General features: G+C 36.4%; 13 protein-coding genes. 11 read left to right on the top strand and 2 right to left on the bottom strand.

Going from position 1 to position 13621, the window contains the following annotated elements; translation table 11 throughout:
• The first annotated feature begins 2 nt into the window (after positions 1 to 2).
• The 3 genes from ligA to ESZ48_RS08295 all read left to right on the top strand — a co-directional run bounded on the left by ligA (position 3) and on the right by ESZ48_RS08295 (position 4052).
• Positions 3 to 1997, top strand: coding sequence for an NAD-dependent DNA ligase LigA (gene ligA, locus ESZ48_RS08285; protein WP_129016858.1), 1995 nt, complete (start codon positions 3 to 5; stop codon positions 1995 to 1997).
• A 102-nt stretch (positions 1998 to 2099) separates the two neighbouring features.
• On the top strand, positions 2100 to 2828 hold the full coding sequence (locus ESZ48_RS08290) for a hypothetical protein (protein WP_129016859.1): 729 nt from the start codon (positions 2100 to 2102) through the stop codon (positions 2826 to 2828).
• Positions 2829 to 3458: 630 nt separating this feature from the next.
• A complete protein-coding gene (locus ESZ48_RS08295) occupies positions 3459 to 4052 on the top strand; it encodes a hypothetical protein (protein WP_129016860.1) in 594 nt (197 codons plus the stop codon).
• Here ESZ48_RS08295 and ESZ48_RS08300 read toward each other — a convergent pair.
• A complete protein-coding gene (locus tag ESZ48_RS08300) occupies positions 4049 to 4960 on the bottom strand; it encodes a bifunctional metallophosphatase/5'-nucleotidase (RefSeq protein ID WP_129016861.1) in 912 nt (303 codons plus the stop codon). The genes ESZ48_RS08295 and ESZ48_RS08300 overlap by 4 nt on opposite strands.
• 128 nt (positions 4961 to 5088) lie before the next feature.
• Positions 5089 to 5847 carry a 5'-nucleotidase C-terminal domain-containing protein gene (locus ESZ48_RS08305; protein WP_129016862.1) on the bottom strand — a complete coding sequence of 253 codons (759 nt, stop codon included), beginning with the start codon at positions 5845 to 5847 and terminating at the stop codon, positions 5089 to 5091.
• 67 nt (positions 5848 to 5914) lie between these two features.
• On the opposite strand from ESZ48_RS08305, the gene ESZ48_RS08310 reads away from it, so the two are divergent.
• The 8 genes from ESZ48_RS08310 to ESZ48_RS08345 all read left to right on the top strand — a co-directional run bounded on the left by ESZ48_RS08310 (position 5915) and on the right by ESZ48_RS08345 (position 13564).
• Positions 5915 to 6433 (top strand): DUF6913 domain-containing protein, encoded by a 519-nt coding sequence (locus ESZ48_RS08310; RefSeq protein ID WP_129016863.1) that lies wholly within the window; start codon positions 5915 to 5917, stop codon positions 6431 to 6433.
• Positions 6433 to 7311: a 4-hydroxy-tetrahydrodipicolinate synthase gene (dapA, locus tag ESZ48_RS08315; protein WP_129016864.1), complete on the top strand. Its 879-nt coding sequence runs from the start codon at positions 6433 to 6435 to the stop codon at positions 7309 to 7311. The genes ESZ48_RS08310 and dapA overlap by 1 nt, the downstream gene beginning before the upstream one ends.
• A 209-nt stretch (positions 7312 to 7520) precedes the next feature.
• Positions 7521 to 8336 carry an outer membrane protein assembly factor BamD gene (locus ESZ48_RS08320; protein ID WP_129016913.1) on the top strand — a complete coding sequence of 272 codons (816 nt, stop codon included), beginning with the start codon at positions 7521 to 7523 and terminating at the stop codon, positions 8334 to 8336.
• Positions 8337 to 8349: 13 nt separating this feature from the next.
• Positions 8350 to 8682: a DNA-directed RNA polymerase subunit omega gene (locus ESZ48_RS08325; RefSeq protein WP_190246221.1), complete on the top strand. Its 333-nt coding sequence runs from the start codon at positions 8350 to 8352 to the stop codon at positions 8680 to 8682.
• Between the two features lie 5 nt (positions 8683 to 8687).
• Complete coding sequence (gene coaBC / locus ESZ48_RS08330) at positions 8688 to 9920, top strand: bifunctional phosphopantothenoylcysteine decarboxylase/phosphopantothenate--cysteine ligase CoaBC (RefSeq protein WP_129016866.1); 1233 nt, start codon at positions 8688 to 8690, stop codon at positions 9918 to 9920.
• Entirely contained in the window at positions 9913 to 10803 is an 891-nt protein-coding gene (gene porD / locus ESZ48_RS08335; RefSeq protein ID WP_129016867.1) for a type IX secretion system protein PorD, read from the top strand. The genes coaBC and porD overlap by 8 nt, the downstream gene beginning before the upstream one ends.
• A gap of 86 nt (positions 10804 to 10889) precedes the next feature.
• Complete coding sequence (gene recN / locus ESZ48_RS08340) at positions 10890 to 12542, top strand: DNA repair protein RecN (RefSeq protein ID WP_129016868.1); 1653 nt, start codon at positions 10890 to 10892, stop codon at positions 12540 to 12542.
• A gap of 206 nt (positions 12543 to 12748) precedes the next feature.
• Entirely contained in the window at positions 12749 to 13564 is an 816-nt protein-coding gene (locus ESZ48_RS08345; protein ID WP_129016869.1) for an enoyl-ACP reductase FabI, read from the top strand.
• The last annotated feature ends 57 nt before the right edge of the window (positions 13565 to 13621 follow it).

Here is a 13621-nt window from a genome sequence, read left to right on the forward strand (position 1 = left end):
CAATGGATATTCAACAACAAATTATAAAGCTTCGTGACGAACTTAATCAACACAACTACAATTATTACGTTCTTGATCAACCCACAATTACTGATTATGATTTTGACGTCCGCTTGAAAGAATTGCAAGCGTTGGAAGATGCACATCCGGAATTTGCCGATGAGCATTCCCCAACTAAACGTGTAGGCGGTGCAATTACCAAAAACTTTGAAACGGTGGTGCATGATCATCGCATGTATTCTTTGGACAACTCCTATTCTAAAGAAGATCTGTTGGATTGGGAAGCTCGTGTCAAAAAAATGATTGACGGAGAGGTACAATTTGTTTGCGAGTTAAAATATGATGGCGCGTCCATAAGTTTAACCTATGAAAATGGAACCTTGTTGAAGGCCATAACGCGAGGTGATGGCGTTCAAGGTGATGATGTAACCGCCAATATCAAAACCATACGATCCGTGCCATTGCGATTAAAAGGCGATTATCCGCCAAGATTTGATATCAGAGGAGAAATTGTGCTGCCTTTTGAGGGGTTTAATAAAATGAATGAAGAACGCATTGAAATAGGGGAGGAACCCTATCGAAACCCGAGAAATACAGCATCCGGTAGTTTAAAGCTTCAGGACAGTGCTGAAGTTGCAAAACGGCCTTTGGAATGTTTGCTTTACAATATCACTGGGAATAATTTAAACTTAAGCACCCAGTTTGAAAGTTTGGAGAAGGCACGTGCTTGGGGATTTAAGGTGCCTAAAGCAGCAACCTTGGCAAATTCCACTACAGAAGTGTTGGAGTTTGTTGATTATTGGAATATCCATAGACATGATTTGCCCTATGAAACCGACGGTGTTGTGGTTAAGATAAACGATTTGCATCAGCAGGAAGAATTAGGTTATACTTCAAAATCGCCGCGTTGGGCAATTGCTTATAAGTTTAAGGCAGAGCAGGTTTCTACTCGGTTGAATGAAATAACCTATCAGGTGGGGCGTACCGGAGCCATTACTCCAGTGGCAAATTTAGAGCCTGTGGAGTTGGCCGGAACGACCGTTAAGCGTGCTTCTTTGCACAATGCAGATCAAATAGAAAAACTGGATATTCGAGAGGGGGATACCGTTTTTGTTGAAAAAGGTGGTGAGATCATTCCAAAAATCATTGCGGTAGATTTGACCAAACGACCTGTGGACTCTCAACCCACACACTATATTGAACTCTGCCCGGAATGTGGAACGGAACTCGTCAGAAATGAAGGTGAGGCGCAACATTACTGTCCGAATTATAATGGCTGTCAACCACAAATTATAGGTCGCATCCAACATTTCATCTCTAGAAAGGCGATGGATATTGAAGGTTTAGGTGGCGAAACCGTGGCTTTATTGGTAAAGGAAAACCTGATTCAGGATTATTCTGATTTGTATGCACTTAAAAAGGTAGAAGTGATTCATTTGGAACGCATGGCAGAAAAAAGTACAGACAATTTAATAAAGGGCATTCAGGATTCTAAAAATGTGCCTTTTGAACGTGTTCTGTTTGCGCTTGGCATCAGATTTGTTGGTGAGACCGTAGCAAAAAAGTTGGCTACACATTATAAAAGTATCGATAACTTAGCTTTAGCTACAACTACGGATTTAGTAACTGTTGATGAAATAGGAACGCGAATTGCCGAAAGCGTGGTCGCTTTCTTTAATTCAGAACAGAATCGAAAAATAGTGGAGCGGTTGAAAAACTTTGGAGTACAGTTGGAGATTTGTGCTGAAACACTAGCCAATCAAACCAATATACTAGAGGGGCAGATTTTTGTGGTCTCTGGTGTATTCGAATCCGTTTCAAGAGATGAACTTAAAAAACTGATTGAAGATAATGGCGGAAAGGTTTCAGGTTCGATATCTAAGAAAACAAGTTATATTATTGCTGGAGATAATATGGGACCAAGTAAAAGAATTAAAGCAGAACAGTTACAGGTTCCAATTATTTCCGAATATGAGTTTAAAGGGTTTTTGGAGTAGAATTCTTACAGATTAGTTAATTTCATCGATTAAATGCATTTTTATTCGTTTAATTGCTCTTATTGATTATATTTGTCTTATTATTAATTTATTAAATTAAGTATGCAGAAAAGTTTAATCGGCGTATTGATTGCTCTTTCAGTAGTGTTTATGGGCTTTCAGATTTTTGGAATGGAGGTTGAAGCGGCTGGAGTAAGAGCTTTGTTGTTGATACTTTTAACAGTGCTTTATTATGTGAGAGTTAAAAATAAGCAGGTCCTCTTTTTTTTGTTTTTGATCACATTTGCCATTGCAGAAATTTTAAATTTTATTGGGTGGTTGGTTCCTATAGTACCAAACAATAGTGTTGACTATCTGTACTATATTGTTAATTCCTTGTACATTTTAGCTTACCTATTCTTGACTTTACTGATTTTCGCCTCAATGAAATTAGTTGAGATTGTGAGAAAATTTCCATTCCACCTCATTATTTTAATCATACTTGACGTGTTTTGCGTTATTGTGGTTACAAATACAGCAATGGATCGATTAAACTATTTTGAGTATTTCGTGGAACTTGTTTATAACTCTGTCATTATGATTTTATTGACGGTAGCACTCATCAATTACATCCATAAGGATGATAAAAAATCCATCAATCTATTGATTGGATCCATATGTATCTTTTTTTCAGAGGTGATCCAGTTGGCATATTTTTACGTGTCAAATATTAACTTACTGAATGTGTTTTGTTCTCTCTTTCTTGTTCTTGCCTTTGTGTTTTTCTATTTGCAATCACGACTTTCTTATGAACCCCAAGAGGAATCTTTATATCAAGATTTATTGGCCTAACCCTGATTTACATAATGAGGATGGTTTTGTTTGCTACAGAATTTAAAATTATAACAAGCCTCTTTGAGGTTGGCATTAGTGTCGATTATTGATTCTGACGGACCTCTCAAATTACCTCAATATTTGTTTGCTGAGTGTACCTCATTTCTCAGGAATCTAAATGATAAGAGGTCTGAAATTCTCCTAACAGCAGTGCTACCCATGACAATCCTCCAAATTCTAATTATAGAAATCGGTACAGTCTAAACTTTTGATAAAATTAAATCTTCCTGAGGCATGTTCTATGTTCAATAAATAAAATAGAAATAGTTGTCGTGTTTAAGATTGTAATCGCTTTTTTAAATAGATATTCATGTTGCGACGATGAAATTTAACGGAATAATCGATGAAGCGCGTAAAATTAAGGATTAAAGTCAATTTTTTTATTATATTTGCCCTACCTACTTATACTAATCTATCATGGAAAGATGGCATGCCTTGTCCCCAAATTGGGCAACAACTTTATTATTGGTTCTAATTGTTTCGCTCAACTTGCTTTGCTCTTATTATGGACTATCTGTGGTAACCAAAACCACGGCGTTAACTATCGTTCCAATAGTGCTAACGGTTTATTTTTATAGGCAAAAAATAATGGCAAATATATTTTCCGTCATTTTTATGCTCTATTTTTTTGGAATCCTATTTAATGCCGTCGGTCATCTTGGTCTCTCCTCAAAATTATCGGAATCTTGTTTTACGGGCGCTTATTTGTTAATGATTTTTGTGTTGTTAGGAAAGTTAAAAGACGTGAAACTAGAGCGCTTTGTGTCTTGGTATTTGGCGGTTGTTTTTTTTATAAGCACATATCTACTCTATCTCCTTTTTACAGGATTAAAGGACAGCTTTCAAGACAATGTTATATTAACCTTGATGGTAAGTAAAGGCGTTGCGTTATTGGTTATGGCATTTTTGGCTTTCGCTATTTATTTGAGCAAGGAGACAGCGCAGTCCATCATATTCTTAATAGTGGTCTGTTGCTTTGTTTTTTCTGATGTATTAGGTTTCATTACCACATCATATATCCAGTTTTGGTTGTTTGAGGCTGTTCAAAGGATATTTCAAAGTCTCGGGCTAATTTTGGCTTGCATATATGTTTTTAACCATCAGCAAGCTGAAACGAATACTAATGGAAGAAAGGTTTTCAAATCAATTTCTCGGTCTAATCAAATGTCTGTTCAATCTTAAACTAAAATAGAAACACCTTCAGACGATTTGTTTTTGGCACTATCAAAATAGAAGTCAATTTTCCCAAGGTTAATCCCAAAGCAGCCCACCTGGTTGACCAATACATTTTGGTCGATACTGTTTTTTACAATCGTGGGTTTTTTAAGGAATGTATGTGTATGGCCTCCAATTATCAAATCAATATTCTTTGTAGCTGCGGCCAATGAAAGATCACTTGGTCTTTCGGGGTTATTCCGATAGTTGTAACCTAAATGTGATAGACAGATAATGAGATCGCATTTTTCATTTTCCTTTAATATTCGTGACATGTCCTGTGCAATCTCAACAGGATTAAGATACACAGTTTCTTTATACATGTTTTTATCCACCAATCCGGCAAGCTCGATCCCCAGACCAAAAACGCCGATTTTAATCCCATTTTTTACAAATACTTTATAGGGTTTGGTATGCGTATCGATGATGGTGTTTGAAAAATCATAGTTGGCACTGATGAAATCAAATTTAGCATGGGGCAATTGAGCATATAAACCTTCAAGACCATTGTCGAAATCATGGTTTCCAAGTGTTGCAGCATCGTATTTTAACATACTCATGAGTTTGAACTCCAGTTCACCTCCGTAATAATTGAAATAGGGTGTGCCTTGGAAAATATCACCTGCATCCAATAATAATGTATTTGGGTTATTTGCTCTAATGCCTTCAATTAAGCTGGCTCTTCTGGCAACACCTCCTTGATTTGGATTTCTACCGTCTTGAGGACCAAAAGGATCAATATGACTGTGGACGTCATTGGTATGTAAAATGGATATCTTTTTTAGACTGCTGGAAAATGATTGCAGACCAAATCCTCCCAGTCCCACCAATGCTGAGGCAGCTGTTGTTTGTTGAATGAATTCTCTTCTTTTCATGTGTTAATGTTTATTGGTTTTCAAAAGTCATACTTCGACTTGGCTCAGTACAGGCATGCTTTTCGCCAATAATAATTCCTCTGGGTGATAAAATCTTTAGCATGCTCGTTTGATAACTTCAAAAAATATTAATCCTTTAACTGAATGAATCGGTCGTCAGCCACAGGGTTGATGATATCCGTTTTCATAAAATGATCGATAAGGGCATTTCTTATTTTATAATCCAACACGATCACCTCTTCGCTTCCTTTAAAAAAGTCCATCCCATCTCCACCATTAATAAGATAATCGTTTGTGGCAATATAATAGGTTTTATTAAAATCTATTGGGATTTGATTTACCGAACTTTCAACCACCTGGCCATCTTTGTCCAGAACTATTTTTAATTTAGAAATGGGATGGGCACGTTTGGCTTTCGCTAAGTAATCTAAAAGCTCTTTGACGTTGGCTCCTGGTAATTTTGAAACAACGATAGAGTTTTCAAATGGCATTAATTCAAACGCCGTTCTTTTAGAAATTGGACCTTTGGAAATTATGGACCTGATCCCGCCATGATTTATAAGAACAAAGTCGATATGTTCTCCAGTTCTTTTGAAAAAAATAGGGTCGGCTTCGTCATAAATCACGTCTGCCATTAAATTGCCGATGGCCGTATTTAGATTGCCGTCGGATTTGGAATAGGTATCTACTGAATAGCCCAAAACACTGTCCAAATCCTTATTAATATTTTCTCTGTAAGGCTTAACGAAATCTTCAATGCTTGCTACAGGCTGTAGACTGTCATTGATGTTTATATTTTTCCCTTCAATTTTGAAAACATCCGTTGGCGTTTTACAAGACATGCCCAAAAGCAGCCCTAAAACCAGAAAAAGATTTTTAAAATTCATTGAATAACTTCTAAGATGTTAATAGATAAATGTATTGCGTTTAGTACCTTTGCCAAAACAAAAGTAAATGATTTTAAAGGCATTTAAGGTAAAATCCAATCAAAAATTCCTCAACAAGCTGTTAAGTTCTAAAAACGCTGCAATAAGCACTAAAAAGATAGAATCTATTGGCGTTATCATTGATGCAACCGAATTTTCTGATGCTGAAGTCTTTAAGAGTTTTTTCCAGGAATTGGGCCTTCAATTGCCCAAAATCAAGATTGTTGTCTTTGTTGAAGATGAGAAAAAAACGGAGCGCTTGTGGGGTAACTATTTCAGTAAAAAGGATTTTGGCTGGAAAGGAAGCATAAAACACGCAGAGCTCAAAACGTTTTTAGATACTGAATTTGACGCCCTTTTAGGATTTTATAAAACAGATGCTTTAGAATTGAAAATGGCCACCGCACTCTCTAAGGCCAATTTTAAAATAGGATTATCAGGCATTGATGATCGCTTGTTTGATTTTATATTGGACGTCGGAATTAAGGATTTCGAGGTGTTTAAAATTGAACTTAAAAAGTATTTAACCATATTAAACAAAATATAATGACAAAATTCCTTGGAACAGGTGTGGCGCTGATCACTCCGTTCAAAACTGATTTGAGTATTGATCATAATGCTCTTGCAAACATTGTCAATTACAATATTGACAACGGCACAGAGTATTTGGTTATTTGTGGAACCACTGCAGAAAGTGTGACCCTAACAAAACAGGAGAAGAAGGAAGTCATTGCTACCATAAAGAAAGCAAATGATGGTAGATTGCCATTGGTTTTGGGTATTGGAGGTAATAATACCGCTGAGATTATTGAAGAGATCAAAACTACGGACCTGGCGGAAATAGATGCTATTCTTTCAGTTTCTCCTTATTATACAAAACCGACTCAAGAAGGGATATATCAACATTTTAAAGCTATTTCAGAGGCGTCTCCAAAACCGATCATACTTTATAATGTGCCAGGAAGGACGTCATCAAATATGTTGCCTGCCACTACTTTGAGGCTCGCCCATGATTTTGAGAATATCATTGCCATAAAGGAAGCAGGAAACAATGTTGCACAATATTTACTGTTGCTAAAAAATAAACCTGACGATTTTTTAATCATTTCAGGGGATGATGATTTGGCTTTAGGTGTGGTTTTGGCAGGTGGAGCTGGAGTTATTTCTGTATTGGGGCAAGCCTTGCCTAAAGATTTTTCCAATATGATCCGTCTTGGACTGGAAGGCAAAGCTAAGGAGGCTTATAAACTTCATTTTAAACTAATGGACGTCACCGGGCAAATTTTTGAAGAAAACAATCCAGCAGGAATTAAGGCCGTTTTTGAAGCCCTTGGTTTGGCGCAAGATACAGTGAGACTACCGTTAGTTGTAGCATCAGAAGGATTGAAAGATAAAATTAAAAAAACTGTGGCACTTCTCAAATAAAAAATAAACGTTAAATATTACTTAAACGTCTTCGTAGCCTAAATTCAACACTTATTTTAGCTTGAAATTTTTATTTTATAATACGTTATAAATGTGTATTTTTGCATTCTGTTTAAAAATGTCGAAGTGCCATTAAAACATTACCTTAATCTATGACCATATTTAATCAGGCATTACAACTAAACAATACAAAGAAGAACAATTCTTGGATGAAAAACATTTGTTATACTTTATTGCTCACTTTAGTACTGTCTTCTTGTAGCGAATATCAAAAGGCATTAAAATCTGAAGACATTGCTACAAAATTCAAATTGGGTACAGAACTTTATGATGCTGGTAAATACAGCAAGGCCAACAAATTGTTTGCACAGATTGCTCCGCAGTACAGAGGGAAGCCACAAGCAGAAAAGTTGATGTACATGTATTCCAATTCATTTTATATGATGAAGGATTACTACTTGGCGGGCTATCAATTTGAACGTTTTGAAAGCCAGTATCCGAAAAGCGAAAAAGCTGAAGAGGCACTGTTTTTAGGTGCTAAAAGTTTTTATATGTTGTCGCCAGTATACAGCAAGGAGCAAAAGGAAACGGTAACAGCTATTGAAAAACTCCAGATCTTTATCAATAAATTTCCAGATTCAGAGTATCTGCCCCAAGCAAATAAGTTGATTCAGGAGTTGGATTATAAATTGGAACGTAAAGCTTTTGAAATAGCTAAGCTTTATAACAAAATAGCGAACTTTGAATCTGAAGATTACGAAGCGTCAATTAAAGCCTTTGATAATTTCCTTTTGGATTATCCAGGGACGACCCTTAGGGAAGAGGCGATGTATTACAGATTTAATTCGGCCTATAAATTAGGTATCAATAGTGTGGAATATAAACGTGAAGACCGTTTAAATACCGCTATTAAATTTTACAATTCATTTTACAAAGCCTATCCAGAGTCTCAATTTGGCTCTGAGGCAGCAAAAATGAATACCGAATTGCAAACTGCAGTTCAACACTATAGTATAAAAAGTTAATTAAATAGAAATGATGAATTTAAAAAAGACTGATGCTCCTGTAAGTACTATCACTTACGACCGTAATGAGATTGATGAGCCAACAGGAAATATCTACGAGGCTATTTCTGTTATTTCAAGAAGAGCTGAACAAATCAATACGGACATCCGTAGAGAGCTTGTTGATAAGCTTGAAGAATTTGCGACCTATAATGACAGTCTTGAAGAAATCTTTGAAAACAAAGAGCAAATTGAAGTATCTAAGTTTTATGAAAGATTGCCAAAGCCGCATGCACTTGCAGTTCAGGAATGGTTAGATGATAAAATTTATTTCAGAAATACTGAAGACGATATCAAAGAAGCATAATTAATATGTCAATTTTAAGCGGCAAAAACATACTTGTAGGCATTACTGCTGGTATTGCTGCTTATAAAACAGCAAACCTTGTTAGGTTATTTATAAAGGCAGGCGCTCACGTAAAGGTCGTGATGACGCCTGCTTCTAAAGACTTCATTACACCTTTAACCCTTTCCACCTTATCTAAAAACCCTGTTCATTCTTCATTTTTTAATGACGATGAGACTGTGCCTACCAACATGCAGGAGAATGCTGTTTGGAACAATCACGTAGAGCTTGGGTTATGGGCTGATCTTTTTATTATCGCGCCCGCAACAGCAAATACTATGGCAAAAATGGCCAATGGTGTTTGCGATAATTTGTTGATGGCCACTTATCTCTCAGCAAAATGTCCTGTTTATTTTGCCCCGGCAATGGACTTGGATATGTACAAACATCAAAGCACTTTGAGTTCTTTTAATATTTTGAAGGGCTTTGGTAATATCATGATTCCTGCAACAAGTGGTGAATTGGCAAGTGGATTGGTAGGTGAGGGTAGAATGGCAGAACCAGAAGATATTGTCACTTTTATTGAGAAAGATGTCTTAGGTCAGTTGCCATTATATGGAAAGAAAATTGTTATTACAGCAGGACCAACCTATGAGGCAATTGATCCTGTACGTTTTATAGGGAATCATTCCAGCGGAAAAATGGGTTTTGAAATTGCCAATGCAGCGGCCAATCTTGGTGCTGAGGTCATTTTAATTTCTGGACCAACACATCAAACAGTATCAAATGGCCTTATAAAAGTGATCAATGTTGTAAGCGCATCACAAATGTATGACGCCGTCCACACTTATTTTGACACCGTGGATATTGCCATTCTTTCGGCTGCAGTTGCCGATTATAAACCAAAAAATGTTTCAGACACTAAAATAAAAAAGAAGGACACCACATTGACTATTGAACTTGAGAAAACAAAAGATATTTTGGCCTCTCTTGGAAAGATTAAGAAAAACCAATTTTTGGTAGGTTTTGCATTGGAAACCAACAACGAATTGGAAAATGCAAAAGGAAAATTAAAAGCGAAGAATTTAAATTTAATTGTATTAAATTCGTTAAAAGACAAAGGTGCTGGTTTTGGAGGTTCGACTAATAAAGTTACTTTTATAACTGAAAGACAAGACATCATACAGCATGATTTAAAGTCAAAAGAAGAAGTGGCCGTCGATTTAATGAACCAAATTATAAAACAGATCCATGCGTAAATATATTCTCATATTTCTTATATCCTTTACTACTACGGTAGGGTTTTCTCAAGAGCTGAATTGTAATTTGGTGGTGAATGCGCAACAAACTGGTCAAGAAAATGTACAAGTTTTTAAGACCTTAGAGCGACAGCTTAACGAATTCGTTAATAACACGCAATGGACCAATAAAAGTTACAAGCCTCAGGAACGCATTGATTGCAGCATGGTTATTAATGTCAGTAACTATAATAGTGATGTGTTTCAAGCTACCATTCAGGTGCAGTCTTCAAGACCTGTGTTTAATTCCACATACAGCACACCTGTATATAATTTTAATGACAAACACTTCACCTTTAGATATCTTGAGTTTGAGAATTTAGTTTATAACCCTAACCAATTTGAATCCAATTTGGTCTCTGTTTTAGCCTATCATGTGTTCATGATTTTAGGATTGGACGCAGACACTTTTGAGTTGGATAGCGGCGATCCTTATTTCCAACAAGCACAGACCATCACCAATTATTCCCAGCAAGGTAATTTTAAGGGGTGGAAGTTGGAAGATGGACAACAATCACGTTTTGTTTTAATAGACAACATCCTGTCTCAAACATTCAAAGAGTTTAGAACCGTCATGTACCACTACCACCGAGATGGCTTAGATGTTATGGCAAATAACGAGAAACAGGGCAAGGAAGCTATTGCAAAGGTTTTTGAAGATTTGAGAACCATGAACAACAGAAGGCCGAATTCCTTTTTAATGCGCGTTTTCTTTGACGCAAAATCTGATGAAATCCTAGATGTCTTTAGTGATGGTCCCAAAATGAATATCACAGAAATCAAAGATATTCTTAACAGGGTTGCGCCTACCTATGCCTCCAAATGGCGTGAGATTAATTTTTAAAAAATAAGTTTGAAGTTTGAAGCACGGAGCTTGAAGCACCATGTTTAAATTTTAAATCTTGAAACTTATACCATATATCCAAAAAAATGCTCACCACACTTTCCATAAAGAATTATGCATTAATCGATAGCCTACAGGTTAACTTTAGTAATGGATTGACGATCATTACAGGAGAAACAGGTGCTGGGAAATCCATTTTGTTGGGAGGACTCTCTCTTATTCTTGGTAAAAGAGCCGACCTGAGCAGCGTAAAAAACCCTTCAGAAAAGTGCATCATTGAGGCCACTTTTGACATTGCCAATTATAATCTAAAAGGACTTTTTAAAGAAGAAGATTTGGATTATGAGCCTCAAACCATTATCCGAAGAGAAATTCTACCTTCTGGAAAATCGAGAGCATTTATAAATGACACGCCAGTCAATTTGGATAGTTTGCAAGCCTTGGGCGAACGACTTTTGGATATTCATTCGCAGCACCAAACCCTACAATTAACAAATGATGATTTCCAGTTTCAGGTTATTGATGCCTTGGCGGAAAACATCAATTTACTTCAGGACTATACGCTTCAATTAAACAAATTTAAATCGCTGAAATCAGAATTTAAGAAACTTCAGAACCAAAAAATTGAAGCCGCTAAAGAACTCGATTATAATTTATTTCTTTTAAAGGAATTAAAAGAAGCCAACTTGATTGATGGCGAAATGGAATCACTTGAGGAAGAATACGAAACGCTTAATAATATTGAAGAAATAAGTGAACGACTTGCTACGTCCCATGAATTGTTTAGCAGTCAAGAAATAGGTGTGATGTTGCATTTGACAGAAGCCAAAAACCAACTGTCTAAATTGGCTGATTTTTCCGCAAATTATAAATCGGTTTTTGAAAGGATCACGAGCAGTTTGATAGAACTAGATGATGTGTTCGCTGTTATAGAAGATCTTCAGGAATCGTTGGAAGCCGATCCAAACCGATTGAATGCCGTTAACCTAAAACTACAAGTCTTATATAACTTGATGCAAAAGCACACTGCCTCTGATATTGCTGAATTGATTCAGATAAGGGAAGAATTGAGTGAGAAAGTTTCGATTACAGAAAATTTAGATAGTGTTATTGCTCAAAAAGAAACGGAATTAGCCATTATTGAAAAAGAACTCAATGTTCTTGCTTTAAAAATCAGTAAAAACAGAACAAAATCAATTCCAGGATTGACCAAACAATTGGAAACACTTTTAGCAATCTTAGGAATGCCAAATGCACGATTTAACGTAGAATTGATGCCATCCGATACCTTTTTAAATAACGGCAAAGATGATTTGAAGTTCTTGTTTTCCGCCAATAAAGGTGGTCAATTCAATGAACTTAAAAAAGCAGCATCCGGAGGAGAGCTTTCTCGCATTATGTTGGCAATAAAATCCATCCTGACCAATTACACACAACTGCCAACCATTATGTTTGATGAGATTGATACAGGTGTTTCTGGTGAAATTTCCAATAAAATGGCCGCTATTATGCAGCAAATGAGCAAGACCATGCAGGTGTTTACCATTACACATTTACCGCAAATTGCCGCTAAGGGCGACACCCATTTTAAAGTCTTTAAAAAAGATGTGGATGACGTGACCCAAACACAATTAAAACGTTTGAATCAGGATGAGCGTATTGTTGAGATAGCGCAAATGTTAGGTGGAGTCAATATGTCCAGTTCTGCAATAGAGCATGCAAAACAGTTGCTGAATTAGAATCATTTTTCTTTCTGGAAGCTTTTAGAACTGTCTTCTGAAAAAGCCTCTTGAAGTTCTATGGAAAGTCTTGGGTTTTATGAATACTTAGAGATGAAAGCTCTTTGATCATTAGATTTTGAAATTAAAACGAAGCAATAAGTTCAAAGTTTTATTAACTTTGAGTTTTAAATGGAGTAGCACTAAAACAAAAAACAAATAAAAACATGGCATACAACTTATTAAAAGGAAAACGAGGAATTATTTTTGGAGCTTTGGATGCAAATTCAATTGCTTGGAAAACGGCAGAACGCGTTCACGAAGAAGGTGGTACATTTGTATTGACCAATGCGCCCATAGCAATGAGAATGGGACAAATTGATGAATTGGCCAAAAAAACAGGTTCTCAGATCATTCCTGCGGATGCAACTTCTATTGAGGATTTAGAAAACCTAGTTGCTAAATCTGTAGAAATTTTAGGAGGAAAATTGGATTTTGTACTCCATTCCATCGGGATGTCTATCAATGTCAGAAAAGGCAAGCATTATACGGACCAAAATTATGATTGGACCCAGAAAGGAACAGATGTTTCTGCAATGTCTTTCCATAAAGTGATGCAAACGCTCTACAAAGCAGATGCCATGAATGAATGGGGAAGTATTGTTGCTTTAACGTATATGGCTGCACAGCGCGTGTTTCCTGATTATAATGACATGGCTGATAACAAAGCTTATTTGGAAAGTATTGCCCGTAGTTTTGGTTATTTCTTCGGAAAGGATAAAAAAGTAAGGGTCAATACCATTTCACAATCGCCTACACCTACAACCGCTGGTCAAGGGGTTAAAGGCTTTGATGGCTTTATTGCCTATGCCGATAAAATGTCACCTTTAGGAAATGCCACCGCATTGGATTGCGCTAATTATACGGTGACTTTATTTAGTGACCTTACTAAACGCGTGACGCTTCAAAACCTCTTTAATGATGGAGGATTTAGTAATATGGGCGTGAGTAACGAAGTTATGGAGGCATTCATTAGAGAATAGTTTTTTTAAAAAATAAATAACTTTATCCATAGTTTCAAAGGCCACCAATCGGTGGCT

This window comes from Gelidibacter gilvus (assembly GCF_004115975.1).
GTDB lineage: Bacteria > Bacteroidota > Bacteroidia > Flavobacteriales > Flavobacteriaceae > Gelidibacter > Gelidibacter gilvus.